At 48.7% G+C, this 22,244-nt stretch carries 19 protein-coding genes; 9 read left to right on the top strand and 10 right to left on the bottom strand.

The features are described 5' to 3' along the window. Nucleotides 1–34: 34 nt before the first annotated feature. From EXY25_RS15285 to EXY25_RS15275, 3 genes are read right to left on the bottom strand one after another with little or no spacing between them, the layout of a single operon-like run. Nucleotides 35–2,059 (bottom strand): nitrilase-related carbon-nitrogen hydrolase, encoded by a 2,025-nt coding sequence (locus EXY25_RS15285; RefSeq protein WP_130567498.1) that lies wholly within the window; start codon nucleotides 2,057–2,059, stop codon nucleotides 35–37. A 10-nt stretch (nucleotides 2,060–2,069) separates the two neighbouring features. Further along, on the bottom strand, nucleotides 2,070–3,290 hold the full coding sequence (gene pncB / locus EXY25_RS15280) for a nicotinate phosphoribosyltransferase (protein WP_130567496.1): 1,221 nt from the start codon (nucleotides 3,288–3,290) through the stop codon (nucleotides 2,070–2,072). 13 nt (nucleotides 3,291–3,303) lie between these two features. After that, nucleotides 3,304–3,969 carry a nicotinamidase gene (locus EXY25_RS15275; protein ID WP_130567494.1) on the bottom strand — a complete coding sequence of 222 codons (666 nt, stop codon included), beginning with the start codon at nucleotides 3,967–3,969 and terminating at the stop codon, nucleotides 3,304–3,306. 190 nt (nucleotides 3,970–4,159) lie between these two features. On the opposite strand from EXY25_RS15275, the gene EXY25_RS15270 reads away from it, so the two are divergent. From EXY25_RS15270 to EXY25_RS15255, 4 genes are all read left to right on the top strand, one after another. Then, nucleotides 4,160–4,699 carry a nicotinate-nicotinamide nucleotide adenylyltransferase gene (locus EXY25_RS15270; protein WP_165419384.1) on the top strand — a complete coding sequence of 180 codons (540 nt, stop codon included), beginning with the start codon at nucleotides 4,160–4,162 and terminating at the stop codon, nucleotides 4,697–4,699. A gap of 4 nt (nucleotides 4,700–4,703) precedes the next feature. Further along, nucleotides 4,704–5,435 carry an NUDIX hydrolase gene (locus tag EXY25_RS15265; protein ID WP_130567490.1) on the top strand — a complete coding sequence of 244 codons (732 nt, stop codon included), beginning with the start codon at nucleotides 4,704–4,706 and terminating at the stop codon, nucleotides 5,433–5,435. A 12-nt stretch (nucleotides 5,436–5,447) separates the two neighbouring features. Continuing rightward, nucleotides 5,448–5,996, top strand: a complete 549-nt coding sequence (locus tag EXY25_RS15260; protein WP_130567488.1) for an NUDIX domain-containing protein — start codon at nucleotides 5,448–5,450, stop codon at nucleotides 5,994–5,996. Between the two features lie 74 nt (nucleotides 5,997–6,070). Continuing rightward, a complete protein-coding gene (locus tag EXY25_RS15255) occupies nucleotides 6,071–7,687 on the top strand; it encodes a leucine-rich repeat domain-containing protein (RefSeq protein WP_130567486.1) in 1,617 nt (538 codons plus the stop codon). Between the two features lie 121 nt (nucleotides 7,688–7,808). On the opposite strand, the gene EXY25_RS15250 is transcribed toward EXY25_RS15255, so the two are convergent. Together EXY25_RS15250 and EXY25_RS15245 are read right to left on the bottom strand one after the other, a co-directional pair. Further along, nucleotides 7,809–8,768: an inositol monophosphatase family protein gene (locus EXY25_RS15250; protein WP_130567484.1), complete on the bottom strand. Its 960-nt coding sequence runs from the start codon at nucleotides 8,766–8,768 to the stop codon at nucleotides 7,809–7,811. Next, nucleotides 8,761–9,840, bottom strand: a complete 1,080-nt coding sequence (locus EXY25_RS15245) for a phosphotransferase (protein ID WP_130567482.1) — start codon at nucleotides 9,838–9,840, stop codon at nucleotides 8,761–8,763. Before EXY25_RS15245 ends, EXY25_RS15250 begins: the two co-directional genes overlap by 8 nt. A gap of 292 nt (nucleotides 9,841–10,132) precedes the next feature. On the opposite strand from EXY25_RS15245, the gene EXY25_RS15240 reads away from it, so the two are divergent. Then, entirely contained in the window at nucleotides 10,133–11,401 is a 1,269-nt protein-coding gene (locus tag EXY25_RS15240) for a TAXI family TRAP transporter solute-binding subunit (protein ID WP_130567481.1), read from the top strand. A gap of 4 nt (nucleotides 11,402–11,405) precedes the next feature. Then, the gene (locus EXY25_RS15235) at nucleotides 11,406–12,575 is read left to right on the top strand and encodes a cache domain-containing protein (protein ID WP_158538059.1); all 1,170 of its coding nucleotides are present in this window, start codon (nucleotides 11,406–11,408) and stop codon (nucleotides 12,573–12,575) included. Between the two features lie 31 nt (nucleotides 12,576–12,606). Here the strand turns inward: EXY25_RS15235 and radD are convergent, their stop codons facing one another. Beyond that, complete coding sequence (radD, locus tag EXY25_RS15230; RefSeq protein ID WP_130567479.1) at nucleotides 12,607–14,331, bottom strand: DNA repair helicase RadD; 1,725 nt, start codon at nucleotides 14,329–14,331, stop codon at nucleotides 12,607–12,609. Between the two features lie 396 nt (nucleotides 14,332–14,727). Between radD and EXY25_RS15225 the strand changes: the two genes are divergently transcribed. Together EXY25_RS15225 and EXY25_RS15220 are read left to right on the top strand one after the other, a co-directional pair. Then, complete coding sequence (locus tag EXY25_RS15225) at nucleotides 14,728–17,073, top strand: TonB-dependent receptor (RefSeq protein ID WP_130567477.1); 2,346 nt, start codon at nucleotides 14,728–14,730, stop codon at nucleotides 17,071–17,073. 127 nt (nucleotides 17,074–17,200) lie between these two features. Beyond that, a complete protein-coding gene (locus EXY25_RS15220; RefSeq protein ID WP_114338864.1) occupies nucleotides 17,201–18,781 on the top strand; it encodes a tetratricopeptide repeat-containing sulfotransferase family protein in 1,581 nt (526 codons plus the stop codon). 45 nt (nucleotides 18,782–18,826) lie between these two features. On the opposite strand, the gene EXY25_RS15215 is transcribed toward EXY25_RS15220, so the two are convergent. Genes EXY25_RS15215 through EXY25_RS15200 form a run of 4 tightly spaced genes read right to left on the bottom strand, consistent with a single transcriptional unit; the run spans nucleotide 18,827 to nucleotide 20,397 of the window. After that, the gene (locus EXY25_RS15215; RefSeq protein WP_207232182.1) at nucleotides 18,827–19,270 is read right to left on the bottom strand and encodes a PaaI family thioesterase; all 444 of its coding nucleotides are present in this window, start codon (nucleotides 19,268–19,270) and stop codon (nucleotides 18,827–18,829) included. Next, nucleotides 19,263–19,502, bottom strand: a complete 240-nt coding sequence (locus EXY25_RS15210) for a hypothetical protein (RefSeq protein WP_130567475.1) — start codon at nucleotides 19,500–19,502, stop codon at nucleotides 19,263–19,265. The genes EXY25_RS15215 and EXY25_RS15210 overlap by 8 nt, the downstream gene beginning before the upstream one ends. After that, nucleotides 19,487–20,104, bottom strand: coding sequence for a NifB/NifX family molybdenum-iron cluster-binding protein (locus EXY25_RS15205; protein WP_130567473.1), 618 nt, complete (start codon nucleotides 20,102–20,104; stop codon nucleotides 19,487–19,489). The genes EXY25_RS15210 and EXY25_RS15205 overlap by 16 nt, the downstream gene beginning before the upstream one ends. Nucleotides 20,105–20,112: 8 nt before the next feature. Next, complete coding sequence (locus EXY25_RS15200; RefSeq protein WP_114338861.1) at nucleotides 20,113–20,397, bottom strand: DUF134 domain-containing protein; 285 nt, start codon at nucleotides 20,395–20,397, stop codon at nucleotides 20,113–20,115. A 261-nt stretch (nucleotides 20,398–20,658) separates the two neighbouring features. Between EXY25_RS15200 and ppx the strand changes: the two genes are divergently transcribed. Continuing rightward, nucleotides 20,659–22,179, top strand: a complete 1,521-nt coding sequence (gene ppx, locus EXY25_RS15195; RefSeq protein ID WP_130567471.1) for an exopolyphosphatase — start codon at nucleotides 20,659–20,661, stop codon at nucleotides 22,177–22,179. The last annotated feature ends 65 nt before the right edge of the window (nucleotides 22,180–22,244 follow it).

Genomic DNA, 22,244 nt, shown 5'->3' with positions numbered 1-22,244 from the left:
GCTTAGCGCAAACCAAATCCACTAAAACAGAGGGTCACTTCAGCCCCGCCAACTCACGCTTTAACTGTGAGTTAAGCACGGGGAAGCGTCGGTAAGACTTAGGATCGGCACTGTCTGATTCAATATGAAATCCAACGGCCAGACGTTCACGCTTCCACTGGTTGCGGCAATACAGCTGGTAATACCGTTTAACCCAATCGATCAGCTGCTGGCGCTCATAAGGTTGCCCCAGCGGGCCATCAGCGAGACGATTTAACACCCCCTGTGGATTGAGGTATTGCACCTGTCCCAGCTTGCGGATCTCGTCGAGTATTGGGAATGGCATCAGATCGGCTTCATCGGTTTGCTCAACCGGACGTAGCTCTGCCGTCGGTCGCTGACGGTTAACAAAGCCTAACGCATCGATGGTTAAACTGAATTCATCAGCGTCAATCGGTCTGACGGTCACCCCTTGCTTTTCAACAAAATCGTTCAGTAACAGCACACGAGTTTTACTGATGCCGCCGATGGGTGATAGCACACCACTGGTGTCACCATCCATGGTGGTATAGCCCACGGATGCTTCACTCATATTTGAGGTCGCCACCAACAGTTTGTTTTCTCGGTTCGCCACCATCCAGATACCGGGGCTACGCACCCGTGCCTGAATATTCTGCAAAGTCAGATCATCATCTTGCCAATTCAGCGGCTTGGCACCATCAATACCATTAATGCGGGCGCTGTACTCCTCCACCAGTGAGGAGATCGACCAGTTAATGTGCTTGGCACCTATCGCGCCAGCCACGGCGGCGGCAGCACCAGAGGTCGTTTCACTGCTGTTATCTGAGCCCTGATAGACAGTGGTCAATACTTGAGGAAGTACGGTTTCCGTCAACCAAGTCAGGCGTTGTTCTGTCGCCTTTGGTACTGCAAACTGAAACCCACAAATAGCCATCGCTTTGGCGTAATCTTCTGGTGCCAATTCAGAAACAGCCAATGCGTGAGCGTAATACACCAGCGAGGCACACAGCGCCGAATCTGCGCCGCCAGAGAGGCTAATGGCATAGCCTGCGGTGGTTGTCTTACGCATCCAATCCCACATACCCAGCGCACCGGTTCGCAGCACGATGTCGTGCTCACTCAGCACTGGCAACGAGTCAATGGCACCGCTGATCTGATAATTCGCTTGTTGCTTTAAGATCCCAGCATGTTCAATCAGATCAATCTGCATCACATCGGACTGCAACTGGCTGGAGATTATACGTTGCGTACGGTTAGCATGCAGATCCACATCCGCCATCGTGACCACGACATCATCAAACTGTAAGCGCTGAGCTTCCGCCACCAACTCGCCATTTGAAGCGATCATATTGCCGCCATCGTAAACCGCCCTACCCGCTTCACAGCCTTGTAAGTTGGCATAGGCATACACGACACCGAAAGCCCGTGAGCCTTCCTGCACGAAACGACGGCGCACCTGATGCTTGCGTAACGCAAAATGACTGGCAGAAGGGTTAAGGATCACATCGACTTGGCGTTGGTAGAGTTGACGCCCGGGTCTGGCGGCCACCCAACTGTCTTCACAGATCTCGAAGCCTATCCGCACGCCATCAATACTAAATGCCTGATCACCAATCGGTACCTGCTGCCCACCGATCATAATTTCTGTGGACTGCCCCACCGGCCAAGGCGCAAACCAGCGCGACTCATAGTGGATACCGGAACGGGCCAATGTTTGCTTACATACGATGCCAAGAATGCGCCCGGTAGCAATCAGCGCGACAGCGTTAAACACCTGCCCACCTGGGTACCGTAGCGGCAAGCCAACGGTAGCTAGCAAGCCTGCGGGGACTTGCTCGCAAATAGTAATCAGTGCTTTCTCTACATCCGCCAACCAATCACTACAGAAAAACATATCTTCACAGCCGTAGCCGCTCAGGCACAACTCAGGCATCAACAGCAGTTCAATATTTTGTCGCGCAGCATCGGCCATGGCCTGTTCAATTAGGCTGGCATTGTGCTGTAAGTCCAAAGCAACGGTATTTAAACTGGCGGTACCTATTCTCAGTGTTGTTTTCATTTGTTCTCTCTTAGATATTGGCCAGAACTTTGGTCCGCACATCCATATCAACCGCAAACGTATTCATTAAATATTCCAGAAAACTGCGGTCTCGACACATTGTTTTCCCAGGGCTATCAGAGATCTTAGCCACTGGATGGCCATTTAGACGCACCATCTTCATCACCATGTTCATCGGCTTGTTCACGCCAAAATCGCCCATCAGCCAGGTCCCAATACCAAAACTGGTTTTAATCCTGCCTTGAAAATGACTATATATCGCCACTGCCTTTTCAAAATTAAGCCCATCACTAAATACCAGCGTCTTCTGGCTTGGGTCGACTTTCAAAGCTTCTAAACGGGCGATGATCTTGTCACCCCAAAGAATGGGATCACCGGAATCATGACGATAGCCATCGTATAACTTAGCGAAATATAGGTCCAAGTCGTTGCAGAAGGAATCGACGCCAATAATATCCGTCAAAGCAACGCCCAAATCTCCGCGATACTCCGTCACCCAATTATCCAATGCCGCACGTTGAGAGTCGACTAAACGATAATTTAGCTGCTGGTGGGTTTGAAACCATTCGTGAGCCATCGTACCAATACAGCTAACACCAAACTCCCGAGCAAATAATGGATTAGAGGTCCCGACAAAATTCTCAGGCAAGTGTTGAGCCAGCATACCCACAACCTGTTTTTGCGCAGCAAACGAAAAACGACGACGAGTACCGAAATCGGCAAATCGGAAATCGGATAAATCACACTTATCCCCAAGGGCTTCTAGCTGCTTTATCTTGGTATAGGTCGACTTTCTAATTAGATCACCGTCGACCTCAGGATACCGTTGCCGATTACGGATCTCAGAAAGGCACGCCATTAAAGGGATTTCAAAAGGCGACACATGCAATTGCGGGCCTCTGGCGGTCACTTGTAACCGGCCATTGACGGCGTTCAAGGAGAGCAAAGAGGGATCATAACGGAACAGCTGCAACCAACGCAGATAGTCTGGTGACAAGAAAGAAAAGTTGCTAGCAAGGTAGTTGTACTGATCATCCGTCAGATAGAGCTCAGATAATCCTTCTAATTCCGCCCGCAGCAGGCTGACATATGGGGTTAAATCTTCATCGGTGCGACATTTGAATTCCCATTCCGCTTCAGCACCGGGGATTTGGTGCAAATAAGCTTGCCCCATCGTCAACTTATAAAAATCGGTGTCTAACATACTCTGAACACTGGTACGGCCAAACATATTGGTTTCTCCTTTAACCATTGGCAGGGGCGACAGCATCACCCAGGAAGCGGGGCAACTCAACCACGTTTTCACAGATTTTCACACCAGCTTGTTCAAGCTCAAGTCGTGCCGCATGGATGCTTTCATCTGCAATACCTCTGCAGGCTTCAATCACCACGATGACATTAAAGCCTGCATTGTTGAGCTGAATAGCCGTCGTTTTAACACAGTAGTCGAGTGCTAAACCGGCCACTAGCGTTGTGGTAACCTGCTTGCAACGCAACCACTCGATTAGTCCCGTCGACATACGATCATTCAAATCGTGGTAGCACGCTCCGTAGGGGTGCATCTCAGGCTCCATGCCCTTATAGACATGAAAGTCATACGCTTCTAACGCTGGCAATTCATCTAACAGTTCAAAGCCAACTGTACCGGGTACCGCATGAGCCACCCATGTCAGATCCGCGTTTGGCATAGCCAGTGGCTGGAGCATTTCGTCGTGGCTTTTCACCACCCAAGGCGCGCTGGGGCTATGAGCGTCCTTTGTCACGACACGAAGATCGGCAAAACTCGCCATCGCATTAAGTGCAGGACCAATTTCATCGCCCCCAGGCACAGGTAGTTCATTGGGGCACAAGGGCGTGAATGTCTTTTGCGGATCAACATCAATCGATGCAATCAAGTTCCGTTTATTCATAATTCCGTTCTCCATACATAGCCTCATCGCCACGCCTATTGGTATCTCTAAAACACCTTTAAGCAGAAAGGTATTGCAAAAATACCTTTCTGTCAACTATGATGAGCCTCAATAACTCTGAGCCATGACACACAAGCTAGCTAATCCGCTTTTTGTGTCTCTTCAACAGCAGCAACAGGTTGTGATCAACATGTCAGATAGGACGACACAAAAAATTGCGGTATTCGGATCCGCATTTAACCCCCCTACTCGCGGACATCAAGATGCTATTTCCCAGCTAACGGAACAAGGTTTCGAAGTATGGCTTGTACCTAGCTTTAAGCATGCATGGGGAAAAGAGATGGCCAGCTATGAAGTACGCTGCGAGATGGTGGCTGCATTTATAGGTGACTTGGACAATCCCGCAGTTCAACTCATGGCCATTGAAGATCAGTTACAGCAAGCAGATAAACCGATCTACAGTATGACGCTAATGGAGCATCTGCAAAGTGCCTACCCTGCGGCATCTTTCGCTCTGGCAGTAGGCCCTGACAATGCCAAAAATTTCTCTAGCTTCCACCGTTCCGACGAGCTTTTAGCGAATTGGCCGTTGGTTGTTGTGAACGAACGCGCGCCAATCAGAAGTACATTGGTCAGAGCACGGATCGCCAATGATAAGGACATTAGCCAGTGGGTCACTCCTGCCGTACGCGATGTGATCCACCAGCATCAGCTTTACCAAGGAGGGTAGTACGATGTTTGCAACCGTTGATGTCGCGTTATTTCGAATAAACCCAGAAGTCGGGTCAGGTCAGTTAGAACTTCTGCTTTGGCGACGTAAGGCTGACAGCGATACCTTTCCAAATTGCTTTGCCTTACCTGGCGGATATGTTTTTGAAAACACAGACGAGCAACTGCAAGATACAGTTAGCCGCCTGATCATCAACAAGGTCGGCGTTGAACCCGCGCATATCGAGCAGGTTTGCACTGTCGGTAATGCCAAACGCGACCCCAGAGGTTGGTCGATGACAGTGCTGCACTTAGCACTGGTGCCCTTCTCCCGTTCGGCCTTGGTATCTGATGAACAATGCTGGGTACCAGCGCGACACTATGCAAACAGTACTGCGCAGGAACAGAACAAAGGGGACAAAAATCAACAAAATAATGATCACGCGCTCCCTTTTGATCATAACCAATTAGTTACACTCGCCGTCGAGCGCCTCTCCAGTAAAGCACTGTATACCAGTCAACCACTGTATCTCGCTGAGCCAACCTGCTCACTGCCCGAATTACAGCGGATTTATGAAGAGTTATTACAAAACAAGCTGCATAAGAAGGCCTTTAGAGACAGGTTATTGGCAACCAATTTGCTCGTAGATACTGGAAAACGGATCCAGGGGCGGGGTTCCCCCACCGTGCTTTATCATATTCAACAAACAGGCATTACGACCTTCGAGCGCGTGATGCAGGGTCATAAAAAGGACTAAACAGGAAAACATATGGATATCGAAATTATCTCGAAAAAGAAAATGTACAACGGCTACGCCAAAGTAGAGCAATGGCAAGTATCACAAAACGGCCAAACAAAAACCGTCGAATGTGTTCAGCGCGGTCAATCAGTCGCAGTGCTGCCTTATGATCGCAACACCGACTCAGTGTTAGTGGTCTCTCAGTTTCGCCCTGGCGCAATAGACCAAGGACCAAGCCTGATCGAAATGGTGGCAGGCATGATTGATGAAGGTGAAACCGCGGAACAAGCAGCACTCAGAGAAACGATAGAAGAAGTTGAACTCGCGTTAGACGGATCGGCCTTAACCAAGCTCGGCCGTTTTTACCTAAGCCCCGGCATCAGTACCGAAACAACCACCATTTTCCTTGTCGAAGCAGACCTCAGCCAAGTAGATGTCAATAAAATTGGCGGACTGGTGGAAGAAGGCGAGCAGATCCGCAAGCACCTGATCTCCCCGCAAGAACTACGCACTATGCTAGCCAGTGCCAACGGTGCCAGTGTGACCTTAGCACTTGCCGCAAGCGCACTCCCTTTATAGAACAGAAAGTTTCCTCATGAAGTGGCTTAGTCATCCCACAACAGATCTCACCGAGCGATCAAACAAGGACAAAGATGAGCGTAGTAGAAAAGCAAAGTAATCATCACGACTACCTAGCCTATACATATATTGAAGATGGGATAGAAATTACCGGTTTCAAAGAAGGTGTCGAATTATATCGTCACAAGCATTTGGTTATCCCTGAAAGCATAGAAAACAAGCCGGTTATATGCATAACAAGAAGTGCCTTTTATCGCTGTCGGCTGCGAGAAGTGACGTTACCCTCCTCTATGATACATATCGGCCATTGGGCCTTCGCAGAAAACTCGATCAAGAAGATAGATATCCCAGCAAACGTGTTAATGATCGAGAATGGCGCTTTCCAGGAAAACGAAATTACAGAGGTCTGCATACCACATGGCGTAGAAGTCATCGGCATGGAAGCCTTTATGGACAACAAACTGGTATCCGTGACCATACCAGACAGCGTCGCCGTGGTAGGGATTGATTCATTTATAAAAAATGAGGAAGGCCTAATTTTATATGGAAATGGCATGGTATCAGCATACACAGAGACCGATGATGATGCTGTTTATGGCGGGATAAATGACCCCCTGTCACTCAGTGACAACAACCAATTATTGTATAAAGAGATTGGGAATGAGATCCAAGTGATCGGTTTTGATAACAAGATCGACCAAAGCTCTGTGACCGAGCTGTCCATACCAAAAACCATCAACAATAAGCCTGTCACTTCAGTCTCTAATGGCGCCTTTTATGGCAAAGGATTAACCAAGCTAACCTTACCAACGTCCATCGTAAAGCTAGGGTATTATGCCTTTGCCAGAAACCAGATAGCGCATATATCCCTCCCTGAAACACTAACCGAAGTCGCTATTGGTGCATTCTCGAATAATGCGTTAACCCACTTGGAGCTCCCCAACACCATCGAGAAAATCCGCGTTGAATCTTTCAATTACAATAAATTAGAGAGCATTAACCTCTCTGAAAATATCCGACTTATCGAAAGAGATGCCTTTTCAGACAACAAACTAAGGTGTGTCTCCATTCCCGCCAGTGTGGAACAGATCGAAGACAAGGCCTTCGCATTTAACCAAATAGAAAAGGTCAATTTCACGGCAGGGCTAAAAACTATTGGCAACAGTGCGTTCTACAGGAACAAAATAAAACGTGTACAACTCCCAGAAAAAATGACAGCAATAGGCGCTTACAGCTTTGCGTACAATGAAATAGAACACATCGGTTTACCCGATGATCTCACATCAATTCCCCATGCTATTTTTGCATACAACAAATTAACAAGTATTGATATACCTGACAGCGTTTCACATATCTACAATGCTGCATTCTACGACAACCAAATCTCCTCAGTGAGATTCTCCAAAGCGTTAAAGGTTATTGCCGCAGAAGCATTTTATAAAAATAAACTTTCAAACCTATCAATACCTGTCAGCGTAACAACGCTAGGCGATAAGGCATTTAAAGAAAACAACATCGAATCTGTCGAGCTGCCGGAATCGATTGAAGCTATCGGAAAAGATGCGTTCTTTGGAAATCCAGGCGAGCAACAGCAGATGGACCTCTATGGCAATGACGTAGCAGAAACGTATGCCAGCACTGACAGCAACATTCTGTATTCTGGGCTAAAAATGGCAGCTTCTGACGCTTAGCTGTCCATCTAAAGAGTGGATCACCATGCAACACGAGACGGCTCAGGTGATCTGGGTCGCCCCCGCAGTTCGTTCATGGAGTCATTGATTGCACCTCGGCAATCTCACCTCAATCGCAGTATTAAACTAACGCCATGATCATCTCGGCAATGCGGCTATCAGTCGCATACAGCACACCACGATGATTCATAAAGTTAGAATCTCGTCGATTAAGATCCAGCGGCGCACCATGAATATCACTAACCCAGCCATCTGCGGCGCTTGTAATAGCGGCGGTGGCGGCAAAATCCCACAAACTACCGCCGCCGGGATAGGTCTTCGGTAGTTTAAAATAGCAAGCGGACGGATATTCCAGCACCTGTATCGCGTTCATCACAGCACCGGCATCATGAGCTATGTTTATCGCCGAGTATCCTAATGACTGAACCTGTTGCTCAAACCGAGACATTAGTATTTTGAAATTGGCTTGCTGAACAAAACTACGGTCAAAAAAACAGCTCAATATGGGTTGGCTATGATCTTGCTCAGTCGCCGGAAACAGGTTGTGAACCTGGCTGCCACCAATGCCCTTGGGTTGCCAAGACAAGCCATTCTTATAGAGCAGATGCTCACTGCCGCACACAACCCCTTGATATAAACTATTACTGGACGGATGCGCCACCACACCCAGTAACGGCTGGCCTAGCTTAGATACCAAAGCAATAGAAACGGCATAGCCAGCGCCACCTTCAATAAAAGGCAAAGTGCCATCCAGCGGATCAATACACCAAAAGTAATCCTTGGTTAATCTGGGGTGCTGAGCGTGACCATACTCATCGGCACTTTCTTCGCCAAGCAAAGCAATCTGCCATTGCTCGCAGCTCGGCTGTAAGTGCTGTTTAATCAGCTGTTCACACGCAATATCCACCTGCGTCACCACTTGTGAAGCCAAGCTGTCACCGCCAACCTTGTCCTGTACTTGCAGCGCTGAACGGTCAAAACTCTGAATATAGCGGGCGGCAGCGGTGGCGGCTTTACTGGCATAAACCAGCAATAGTTTTAGCTCCTCTATCGACAATTCAGCGCTAGCTTGCTCAGTCATGATCGACCTTATTATCCGACGCCACGATGGGGTTCACACCAGTCGGCTCTGCTGCGACTTGATCTAACGCTAGCAATGCTTGCTCGGTGAGGCTTCGGCTGTAGTCATTTATCTTCCAATGGTCTGGGCACCAGCCCTGAACAAAGCGCTGAAAATCAGCCCAGGTGATCGCAAACATAAAGCGCCACTCCTGCTCCAGCGCTGGCCAATCAACAACGGCTGTCTTGCCCTGTCGCTGCAACGCTTCGAATAAAAAACGGAAATAGGTATCCAACAACGGTTCTTGCCATTCTTCACATAACGCTGGCGGCACCGCACTACTAATGAATAGCATCAGATCCTTGATACCTGGGCCTTGACCGACATATTGAAAATCAACTGCGGCAGCTCGTTTACCATCCGCCGAGAAGCAGAAATTCGCCAGTTTGGCATCACCATGGATCAGTGTCTGATAGCGACACTGTTTTATCGCCCTATCAAGCGCTGGCGCGGCTTGCTGGAGGCGTAGGTCAGTCATCGCCGCTAACTCATCAGGCCGTGTATCTAAATGCCAATAACCGCCGACCGGCCACAAGCCATCTGCCGCTTGGTCAAGAAAACGGGCATGAAAATTGGCCAGCCAATAGATGCAGGCCTCTATCTGCAGGACATTAGGCTGCTCAATCAACTCAGGGAAGTCGATGGCGAGATCTTCCAACACCAATAGCATTTCGTCTGCACGGCGTTCGACGAATAAACAGCGGGGTACTCTGCATGTTGGCAAACATGAATCAGCATAAGTCTGGTACCAATGCTGTTCCACATCGTAGGAGTGCATTTTGCGTTGAAACGAGAGGTCGCTATTCCAACCTCGGGGATGGTCTACCGGCGCACGAAAGAGGATATGCTTAACAACAACGGAGCTAAGTTGGGGAATGTTGGTATTGTCGCTCATGCTGTCAACATGCACCAATGAGACCCTAAATAGCTCCCCTAATCCACCCCATAAACTTTGAATAGGGGTAACCTCTGCCAGTCGTTCGGCTCCCGTTACTTGCAGTATTTTGTCCCGGACAATAGCTGAAATAGCCATGAAAGCATGTCAATAATGAATAGTTTTCCGCAGTCTACACCAACGCCTAAACAGGAGGACAAGGTTTATTCACGGCTGCTGTAAGTTTCATAATCGTTTTAAGCGCTATGTCTCAATAGATCATCCTCTACGCGACTTAGATTAACCGTTACGAGTTATCCAGCAGCCGTTGATAAGCGATATTAACAAGCCAAAGCAGTCGCTTTGTATCGTGCTATCATGCTGAAATAAGCACCAATAACCACGGCTAAATAGTCGCCAATATTAACCGCACGACCTAGGAGATAGAGCCATTCGCACACGTCTGTTTATTTTGGGCCTAATTTGGCTGGCACTAATAAGCGCCACAGTGCTCTGGTTCATATCAACGCAAGAAACACGGCTGACAATCGCAGCAGGACCACGCCACAGCGAATCGTTTGAGCTGGCCTCTGCCATTGCTAAAGTCTATAACCAGCAGAATGAGCTCTCCCAAATAGATGTTTTTGAAACTGGCGGTTCGTCAGACAACATCCGCTTATTGCAAGCCGGTCACGTTGACTTCGCAACCACGCAAGCGGATGCACAGGTCAATGAAAAGAGTACCGCAGTGGCCTCGCTATTTGTTGATGCCTATCAGCTCATCGTCAACGATGCATCTAACATCAATAGCTTCAACGAATTACAGGGCAAGTTTGTGGTGACGGCACCACTAATCAGTGGCCAACACGATTCGTTCTGGTTTGTGGCCGACCATTATGGCCTCACGCAAGATGATTTAACGGCTTTGCCTATGTCAGAAGAAGCCGCTAATTTCGCCATGGTAATGGGACAAGTTGACGCCGCTTATCGAGTGCGAGCGCCAGGCAACCGAGCCATCCGTGCGCTGGTGAGAAATCAGCAAATGCATATTGTACCGATCGAGCATGCTGAAGCGCTGTCTCTACGACACTCCTCTTTAAGCGCTGGCGTTGTGCCTGCCGGCGCGTATCGGGGATCGCCTCCCGTACCGGAACGAGATCTACCAACAGCCGTGTTGGATCGAGTTTTACTGGCTCACAAAGGCCTCGACTATGAGGTGGTCAATGAACTCACAGCGCTGTTATTTGAACATCATTCTGAGTTAGCAGCACACAGTAAATTAGCCGGGTTTATTAGACCTATTACTGATGACTCTGATATTCCTATCCCGCTACATCCCGGTGCTCAAGGCTATTACGATCGCGAAAAACCAGGATTCCTACAAAAGAACACTCGCATGCTGGCGTCGTTTATTTACGTTGGCGCTTTTGTTTCATCATTGGGACTAGCGCTCCGCTCACGGGTCATGCGCCGACGAAAAGTACGGGTTAGTGAATACACTCTGCAGCTGATGAATATCGCGGAACAAGCGCAACAAACACAAGAAAATGCTCAGCTCCATGAGCTTAAAGATGAACTGGTCAAAATCCTCAACACCGTAGTCACTGATCTCTCGAAAGATAAGGTGACCCAAGAGGAGTTTGAACATTTCAGCTTTACCTGGCAGGCGGTGAACACGCTGGTTCGAGATCGTTTAGCCTTCGCGAATGGGATGGAGTAGCAACATGGTACGGAACTTATCACTACGATCTTGGCTAATCACCGCTCTCATTCTGGCGCTGCTGTTTATCAGCAGTGGCATCTTTATTACCCACCTCCTCACCAATCGCCAATTAGATGAATCAGCGCAACGACTGCAACTGATTAACAGCCTGCGCAAGCAGGCTCTGCTGACCTATTTCGAAACCGCCAGTACCGAGCTAACCTTCTGGAGTTTGAACCCCAAATTGGTCAGTAAGCAAGCTGAACTCAACGCCCTGTGGGATAATTATGCGGCGACACAGGGAGACCCAGGCGCTAGGTTGCGCGAAGTGTATGTCGAAAAAAATCCGCACCCGAAAGGTCAATACCGAGAGCTGGTTGATACCGGCATTAAAAACTCCCGTTACAACGAGATACATGTAGAGCTTCATCCTATGGCTCGCCGCTTTGTGACTGAACGCGGTTATTACGATGCGTTATTGATCACCCCAAATGGAAATACGCTTTACAGCGTCGAAAAAGAGGCCGATTTTGGTGCGGCGTTGCTGGATGATTCATGGCGAGATACCTTACTGTCCACCACTTTTCAGCGAGCGATGGCAACACCTGGCAAAGTAGTTATCAGTGACATTGCCCACTACCAACCGAGTGGCGATGCGCCTACGATATTTATCGCACGTACGATGAGTAACAAAAACGATCAGGTTTTAGGAGTACTGGTATTTCAGCTACCCACAGATGAATTACGCCAGATCATGCATTTTAAAGCGGGAATGGGCGAGTCAGGTGAAACCTATTTAGTTGGTCAAGACTATCTCATGCGCAGCGACTCTCGCTTTGAAAGCTCCTCTACCGTTCTCCAAAAACAGGTAAAAACACCGGCCATTGAGAATGCTTTGGCGGGTAATGCCGGGGTTATGCATATACCAGACTATCGCGGCATACCGGTTTTATCTGCCTATGACTATATCGACTTTGACACTTTTCGCTGGGCTATTGTGGCCGAAATTGATCGAGCGGAAGCACTCAATAAAGTCAGCGGCATTCATGCCTCGTTGGCAGGTTTGATGGCTCTGTTCTATGTCTTAGCGCTAGGCTCAGTTTGGCTAATTCGTGGTGATGACATTGAATCACAAGAGGCGCTATCGCTAATGCTTGATACAGATAACAATGAGCCTGAACAGCCTATCTAAGTCAGCCACCCCCAAATAGCTGTGGCCCTTATCAGTGAGCTTGATGAGCTTTGCGATAAGGCCCTTGATAATCAAAAATACGGTGCTCGATTTTCCAAAATTTTTTCTGCTGACGGGCGATCACAAAATCTGGCGCGACCAGATCAGCAATTTGATCGACCACCTCTACCGCCGCGGCCAACGGCTGCGGTTTAGCGGTCACCCTACGACAAAACAGCTCATTGAACTTTTTCCGCTGCCCAGCGCTAGCAAAATCAAAGCGCTCTTTTAATTCTACGCCATCCTCATCGTGATAAATCAGTGTCAGCAACTCGCCATCCGCCTGTGCGGATATTCCCGCACAACGCAGCACTTTGCGATCTTTCAACTGCAATGCCTGCCGTAGCAAATTATCCGCATCAATCAGCTGCGCGCCGCAATCATGGCACTGTCGCGCCGCAATATCATTTTGTGCATTGCACTGCGGGCACTCTTTATATTGATAACGAAAACCACACTGGATCTGTTGCTCTGCATCGGCAGGATCATTCACCAAGCCCTGACAACGACGGCCATGATGCTCAATCACATCACCATCAGCATCCTTTAGTCCCCAAAACAGATTGCCATAACCACACTCCGGGCACAGCACCTGCACCAGTTCACTGTTTGGGTTTGGCCGCACAATGCCGATTTCGGGCTGATGCAGGTCATAATTATTACCTGCATAATCAATCACCAAACAATCATCTTTGCCGTCATAAAGACGTAGGCCACGACCAACGATCTGCTGATACAAACTCACCGACGCGGTACGGCGCAAAATGGCAATCAAATCCACATGGGGCGCATCAAAACCGGTCGTCAGTACCGCAACATTGATCAAAAATTTCAGCTGTTGCTGTTTAAACTGTTCAATCAGCAGGTCGCGCTGTTTACCCGGTGTGGCACCAGTAATCACTGCTGTTTCAGCATTAGGAAGATAACGGGAAATTTCCAGCGCATGATTAACACTGGCGGCAAATACCATCACACCTCGGCGCTGCTCAGCCAACACCAACAACTGCTCACAGATCGCCTTGGTAACTCGCGGGCAACGAGCCAGAAACTGATCCAATTCGGCTTCCGTGTACTCTTTGGGCAACTCATCAAACTGGTAGCGCGCAGCAGGCGCATCAATCACGGTTGGCGGTGTCAGGTAACCCCGTGAGATCAAGTGGCGCAATGGCAGTTCATAGACACATTTCTTAAACGGCACAGATTGGTCTGTACGCACATAACCGTGGTGGTGTTGCTGATAGATCCAGCCTTTGTCTAAACGGTAGGGGGTGGCAGTTAAACCCAGCACTTTTAGCTGCGGATTTTGCTGACGCAGATGACTAATCACCTGCTGATATTGGCTTTCACTCTCTTCGCTGATGCGATGGCACTCATCAACGATTAACAGTGAATAATAACCGCCAAACTGCTGCAGATTACGACTCAGCGACTGCACACTGGCGAAGGTCACGGCATGTTGGCTTTCTTTGCGCCCTAAACCGGCAGAATAGATACCACCATCAAAGCCATAGGCCTGAAATTTTGCGTGGTTTTGCTCTACCAGTTCTTTGACATGGGCCAGCACCAAAATCGGAAACCGTGCCAGTCTCGCCAACTCGGCGATAACGATACTTTTCCCCGCACCGGTAGGCAACACAATGACCGCCGCGTCATCGGTTCTGCGGAAGTGCGTCAACACCGCATCAACGGCAGCCTGTTGGTAGTCACGTAGTTGCACTCAATCTCCCATCTCTACACCCATTAAACACACAGCAAACCCAACACTCAGAGCTTCAACAAGAACGCTCCACCATTCTAATAAAGAAGCCCCGTCTTTTGGATCTGCTGCGGTAGCGCTCAAAATAATGGCCCTCAAAAGCTCGCACTAAATAGCCAAGCCAAATAGCACAACCTATTCCCAAAGTAATAGGCACGATTAATGCTAGCCCTATAAATGTTACGTAAATGTATCGAATTTGTTGCTCTTTGATTCAAATAGAGATCAATTCGCACTTTTTTGAAGCATTACCTAAGTGAGCCTCACCAACGTAGCGCGAGATGCCTAACTAACATATCGCCAGTGAAGCTCACTCTCCAGAGAAACACCTAATAAAAACATAATTGGAAGATCAATATGCCGATTGCCAAGTTTAAACGGAGCGCTGTTTGCGTCGCTATCGCTGGGGTGCTACACACCCCTGTATACGCTGAAGACGAGCCTAATCTAGATGATACCGAAGGGTTGGAACGGATCTCTGTAACCGCCTCTCGTCGCGTTAATACCGTGCAGGAGATACCACTAAATATCACTGCTTTGGGTGGCGATCAGCTGGCCGACAACCGGATCACAGACTTAGTCGACGTCGCGAAATGGGTGCCAGGTCTGAATGTGGTTGACCAAGGTGGGCGTGGTCCCGATCAGATTATTGTCCGTGGCTTAAATACCAGTTCACTAGGGCCAACGACCTCTAATAGTGGTGGCGGCACAGTCGGTACCTACGTCGGCGAGATCCCTGTTTATGTTGATCTTTTTCTCAATGACATGGAACGAGTCGAAGTATTGATTGGGCCACAAGGTACGCTCTACGGAGCAGGAACACTGGCTGGAGCGATCCGTTATATACCTGTCAAACCACAATTTGACGCGTATGAAGCCAACATCACCGGTGGTGTCTCACAAACCAGCCACGCTGATGATATGAATTACGAAAGTCATTTCGTATTTAATTTCCCCCTCGGTGAGGACTTCGCCTTCCGCGGTTCAATGGGCTACGTCGAAGAGTCTGGCTTTATAGACTACAACTATATCGTTCGTGAGCCCGGCGTATCTAACCCACAGCCAGACTTCAGCAACCCTACAGATGTCAGCACGAATCTGCGTAAGCAAGCGGACAACAATGGCAACGAAACCGTTTACGGTCGCGCCTCTCTGCGTTGGAGTCCCATATCAGAACTCGATAGCACGCTTAATTACTACTACCAGAAAGAGAAACCTGAAGGGCGCTCATTAGTTCACACCGCGGCATTTAATACCGGAAAATATGAAAATGCCTACCGCTTTGAAGAGCCTAACGAAGTTAAAAACCAACTTATTAGCTTAGAGCTAAGCTATGACCTTGGTTTTGCTGAACTGGTGTCTGCAACAGGTTATTCCAAGTATGACGAAGAGGGACAGCGTGACCAGACAGATCTGCTACTCGACTTTGAATACGGTTACGAAGATTTCCCTTCGTTTGCCGCATTTACCCGAGAGATCGGCGAAGAGAAGACTTTAACCCAGGAATTACGCTTAGTTTCTACCGACGAGGGTCCATTCTCATGGATTGTCGGCGCCTATTATAATAAGTTCGAAAACGATGCAACCTCGGAAGAGTTTGTCCCCGGTTTACCAGAGTTCTGGGATGTGAACCGTCCAGACAATCTCGAATACTACTCAGTTCTAGATCAAGAGCTGACCGAAAAGGCCCTATTTGGTGAGGTTACTTTTGGTCTGACAGATCAATTAAGTCTGACCTTGGGTGGGCGCTATTACGATTACGAAGATGATGTCACTCAGGGCTTCGACCTACCGCTGCTTAACACCATATACGGTGCTGGCCCAGATGATATAAACCCAGATCTAGTGTCAGCCAATGCAACGGACGATGGCACCCTGCTGAAAGGTAATTTGGCCTATCAATACGATGAAGATGTTCTTATCTATGCCACGTATAGCGAAGGTTATCGTATTGGTGGTGTGAATGCGGTCGCCGAATGTCAACCGGATCAAAATCAGGGGCAGAACCTCTGTGCTCTGCCTAATGAAGTACTGATCTTACCTGATGAAACCAATAACTACGAAATTGGCTTGCACAGTGCGCTGTTGGATAACACGCTCGAGCTAAATGCAGCACTTTACTATATCGAATGGAAAGATCTTCAAGTAGATGGTCGCACCGAAAATGGCGGCTTACCGATTACAATTAACGGCTCAGAGGCTATGAGTCGCGGTGTAGAAACGTCTGCCCGCTACCTGCTTACCGATGAAGTAATCGTTTACGGTACCTACGCTTACACCAATGCTGAATTGACCGAAGATGCTGCAGGTATCGGCGAAGACGGTGATCGCTTACCCGGCTCACCAGAACATCAATTCTCTGCTGGTGCCACCTACAAAACCGAAGTGTGGAATGGCAAACAGCTTGAAATTGGTTACACCATGACGGCGCAAAGCGACATACTAACAAAAACTGGCGAAAGAGATTTTGGCGAATCCCTTGCCGGTTACGCCATCCATAACCTATCAGCCAAACTCAGTTTCGATGATTGGATCGTTACCTTATATGCCGATAACTTCACTGACAAATATGCACTCACATCAGTACGTGAAGACTACAGCAAGATCCGTCAAGTCGGTGACTTCGACCTTCGTCGTTATGGTCATTACGTCAATGAACCACGCACTGTAGGTCTCAATGTTACCTACTTCTTTGGTGACTGATTAGCTCAGCAACTCGTAAAGCGGCAGCGTTTACCCGCTGCCGCTTTTCATGTTACAACCGCCTAACCGCCTCGTCGAAGCGATGACAACAAGGCGCTCAAACTTTGTGATTTAAACAGGTCATATTTTGCCGAATCCTTCGCTACAACAGCTTCATCTCGCTGCACAACAGGCTCTGAACAAACAGGCGTTTCGCGAAGCACATCAATACTGCTTAGCTATGCTCAAATTAAAACCAGATCATGCCGATGCCCACTTTCTACTAGGTATGATCGCTTTCTCCATGCAACAGATGAGCAAAGCGTTAGGCTTAATAGAGCACGCAAGCAAACTTGCCCCCGCAAATGCTGAATACTATGCACAACTGGCCCGTGTTCAGGCGATGCTCAACAACTCAACAGCTGCATCAGCTACTCTGGAAAAAGCGATTGCACTTCAGCCAACAGACGCCTTGACATTAGACACCATAGGTGTGGTTTACAGCCGTATTGGCATGCATCAACAAGCTGCGAAATATTTTCAACGCTGCACAGCACTCAAACCAAAAAACGCAGGCTACTGGTACAACCTCGCGGCCTCGTTACGCTTCACTGGCGACTTCGAACAAGCCCGCGACGCCTACGAAAAGGTAATATCTATTAATCCGCAGTTGTATGCTGCCCACTCATCGCTTGCCGATCTTGGGGGTATCGATGCCAGCAACAATCATATTCAACGCCTTGAGCGATTGATGCAGCAAAGCAAGAGTATTGATGGCCAGGTACACCTAGGGCATGCCCTGCTAAAAGAGTACGAAGCGTTGGCTGACTATGAGAAAGCCTTCAAAGCCCTCAGCCGCGGCAACCAAGCGAAAAAAAAACAACTCAACTATCTCATTCAACATGACCAGCAGCTATTTGACGCTATGGAGCGGGCTTTCGCTGACTATCAGTTTGATGCAGCAAAAGGGTGTAGCGATGACCAGCCAATATTTATTACTGGTATGCCCCGCTCAGGTACCACCTTGGTTGATCGCATAATTTCAAGCCACAGCAAGGTATTCACCGCTGGCGAGCTACAAAATTTTGGCGTAGCGATGAAGCGCAGCGCAAATACAACCTCAAAACAGGTCTTGGACACAGAAACGATTGCTCAGGCAATGAATATTGACTTCGCTGAGCTTGGTCAAACCTACATCAATAGCACGAGACCGCAAACAGAGGGGCATCGTCACTTCACTGACAAGATGCCGCTGAATTTTTTCTACCTCGGTTTTATCCATAGCGCCTTACCCAACGCCAAATTAATCTACCTGCGGCGCAATCCAATGGATACCTGCCTCAGTAACTTTCGTCAGCTATTTGCCCTCAACTTCAGCTACTACAACTACTCATATGATCTACTAGACACTGGGCGTTATTACCTGATGTTTGACCAGCTAATGAAGTTTTGGGAGAAAAAACTGAGTGATAAGTTACTCTGTGTTGACTATGAAATGTTAGTCGCCGAACCCGAGCAAGAGATCAAACGCATACTTACATTTTGTGGTTTGTCATTTGAAAAAGGCTGTATCGATTTCCACCTCAATAGCGCCCCCGTCGCGACAGCTAGTGCAGTACAAGTACGCCAACCGATGAACAGCAACTCAATCGGCCGCTGGCATCGCTACAAAACACAATGCGAGCCACTTAAAGCCCTATTACAAGATGCTGGGCTAACGATTGAGTGATTATAAGCCTAAGCGCAACAACTTTGAGCTTGCAGGCTGATGCAGCTAGCACTCCGCACGCACAAATTTCGCAGCAGCGGTTGCGTAGATAGCAGATGAGTCAGCCAGCTCAGCATTAAGCCAGAACACGCCTCTGCGCTGTTTAACCAGCGCCGCTGAAACACGCAGTTGTAAACCGACAGCCACGGGCCGCACAAACTTCACGTTCAGCTCTGCCGTCAGTGCTTTTACCCCGTGATGAAACAGACAGTGGGTCATTGCAGCATCCAACAGCGTGGAGATCACGCCACCATGCATGATCCCCGAATAGCCTTGCCACGCTGCAGTGATCCGACAATCTGCAGCAACGCTCGATGCTGACGTGGTAGAGAACCCCAAACCGAGCGTCAGCGGGTTCATTTGTGGATCACCGCAAGCAATACAATGCTGGTGAGAAGCGGCTAACGACTGATGGTTGGCCGCCGCAACCGCTGGCACTAACTCAGACATCCGTCGGCTCACTTATCTGATAAAGATGATCACTGCAGCGCTGCTGGCAGCCACAGAGGGCGTTACTCGATGCAGCACCACGCCCAGCTGACGCGATATCACTTTGCTCAGCACCAGCTAACGAGCGTTGCTTGATGCTCGCCAAACGCCACCAAAGTAGCGCCATGCTGGCACCGACGACAACCAGACTCAGTAACATCTGAGGTAGCCAACGGATCAAGAATGGCAGCATTTGCCAGCCCCTTTGTTCCGCCCGCCTTTGCAGCCTTTGCCATCACCATGCCCGTGGCTATGATCGTGACGGTGCTCATGACTGTGGCCATGACCACATCCTTTACCCTTCCCTTTGCCTTGGTGATGCCCGTGGCTACCACAACCGCACTGCTCGGCCTCGGCGTTTTCCTGACAACAGGATTCTGTTGTTACGTCCTGTTCATCGTGCTTATGGCCGCAGCACTGATGCCCCTCTTTATTTTTGCCATGGGCATTTATCGAAGGACGCCCTTGGGAAAAATGAGTTAGTGGCGTTAATGGGCTATTCCGTTTAACCACTTCAGATAGATCAACGCGCCCACTGCTTAAATGAAATACGGAGAAAGATAACGACAACAAACGTTGCAACATCTTCTCACCGATATTGCGCACCACGAGTCGCTCAACACGATATTCAGCCAGCATATGCAGCAGCTTAGCTTTGCCCTGGCAGTTAGCTCTCAGGGCTGGATTTTGTTTGCTGCCGATCGCTTTGCCCTCTTCGTTGAAAAAGACAAAACTGGTGGCCTTACTAAAATGAGAAGCAACGGTGTCACTATCCATAGGTATTGCGGTAATCATAAGTACTCCTAATCATCACTAGCTTGCATCATTAGCGCTTTACCCTGAGTCAGACAATCCACCACTTTGAAACGAGCAGATTTAAGAATATTGGCCAGAGTTTGGCGCGATACTTCCATCTGTACCGCAGCTTGCTGTTGCTGCATCCCTTCCAGATCCACTAAACGTAACGCTTCATATTCATCAGACGCGAGAGTGATCTGTTCGAGCTGTGCCATAGGCACACCGTTTGGCTTAAAGCAGCTGTTAGCGGGGTAACCGCATACGGCACGAGGAATTCTGGGTCTAGGCATAACGCCTCCTAAATAGCATATGCTATTTATAGCGTAGTATCTGGCATATGCCAAATACTTATTTATCTCTGATAAAGGAAAATAGCACTGAGCACCGCGACTGATGACCAACAGCACCAGCACCAGCACCAGCACCAGCACCAGCAATTATTAAGCGAATAACCAAGGCGATAACCACAGTGATCGACTATTGTCTTTCCAATATGAGGGTGAGATCTCCATCCATAGAACCGAATTTAAAAGCAGAGCGAAAAGCAGATAATGAATGATGAAACAGAGCCAGCGCCGATCGCCGCCATTGACTTAGGCTCCAACAGTTTTCACCTATTGATCGGCCGTTTTATTAGCGGCCACTTTCAGATCCTTGGCAAAGAGAAGGTACGCGTGCAGCTTGCACAAGGCTTGGATGATAATGACCAGTTAAGTGATGAGGCGATCGTTCGAGGGCTAGATACGCTCAAACAGTTTAGCGAGCGGCTCAAAGATATCGCTGCGGATGATATTCGTATCGTCGCCACCTATACGCTGCGCAAAGCAGGCAATCGACGAGAGTTTCTCCGCCAGGCACGCGCTCTGCTGCCCTGCCCCATAGAAGTTATCTCAGGCTCAGAAGAAGCGCGCCTGATCTATCAAGGCGTGGCACATACCCAACCGGGTAAAGAGCACCGGCTAGTCGTTGACATAGGCGGAGGCAGTACCGAATGCATTATTGGTCAAGGCTTTACTCCATTAAAGCTCAATAGTCTGGATATCGGCTGTGTCACCTTTAGCGAGCGATTTTTCGATGCCAGCAAAATCACCAACAAACAGTTCAAACAAGCAGAATTCGCCGCAGGCAGACTTATCGCCCCCATCGCCAGCAGCTACAAAAAAGTATCCTGGAAGCAGGCTTTGGGTTGTTCCGGCACGATTAAAGCGATCGCCTATTGTCTGGAAGTCATGACGTTAGACAGCGCAAACATCTCTGATGCAAGCCTGCAGAAACTGAAACAAAAGTTTTGTGACGATGGCAAGGTGGATCTAAAGACGTTTACAGAAATAGCCAGCGAACGAGCCAATGTACTGCCCAGTGGCCTGGCGATCCTGATCGCACTGTTTCACGAGCTTAGCATTGACGCCATGCAGTTTTCTGAAGCCGCACTGCGCGAAGGCTTAGTCTATGAGATGGAAGAGCGAATGCGCCATCACGACATTCGTGAGCGTACGGCAATGAGTCTAATAGAGCGCTATCAAGTAGACCAAGCACAAGCCGTGCGCGTGCAAACAACCGCTGTCACCCTCTATCAAGCACTAAAGAGCGATTGGCAACTGAATGGGAAAAAGCTCAAGCCGCTGCTTAACTGGGCGGCTCTGCTGCATGAGATAGGCATCTCTATTCACTTTAAAGGCTTCCACCGTCACGGTGCTTATATTTTGGAACACACCGAGCTACCCGGATTTAATGCCGAAGAGCAGCAGTTACTCGCGAACCTAGTGTTAAAACACAGGAAAAAGCTCTCGGATGAACTGCCAATATTTACCCTATTTGAACAGGACGATGTGCTTAAGCTGGTGCTCATTTTGCGGCTATCCACGCTGCTTCATCTGCATCGTAGCGACGATCTATCCACACCGCAGATCCACGCCAAGGATGACACTTTGTATCTAAGCTTTGATGGCCTTTGGTTAACGGAACATCCGTTGTTAGAAGAGCGCTTAGAACAGGAGGTTAAAGAGTGGCTAAAACTAGATAAAAAGCTCGTAATAGAGGCTATGCCAACAGACACCATCGATGGTATTTAACAGGCTATATTCAATTCGAAAATCGGTTGCAGAGAGCCGCTACAATGAACTCTCGCAACGAGTCG

Origin of the sequence: Corallincola spongiicola (assembly GCF_004284785.1) — a bacterium.
Classification (GTDB): Bacteria; Pseudomonadota; Gammaproteobacteria; order Enterobacterales; family Neiellaceae; genus Corallincola; species Corallincola holothuriorum.
Note: the sequence above shows the minus strand (reverse complement) of the source record. Positions and strands in the feature narration are given on the sequence as shown.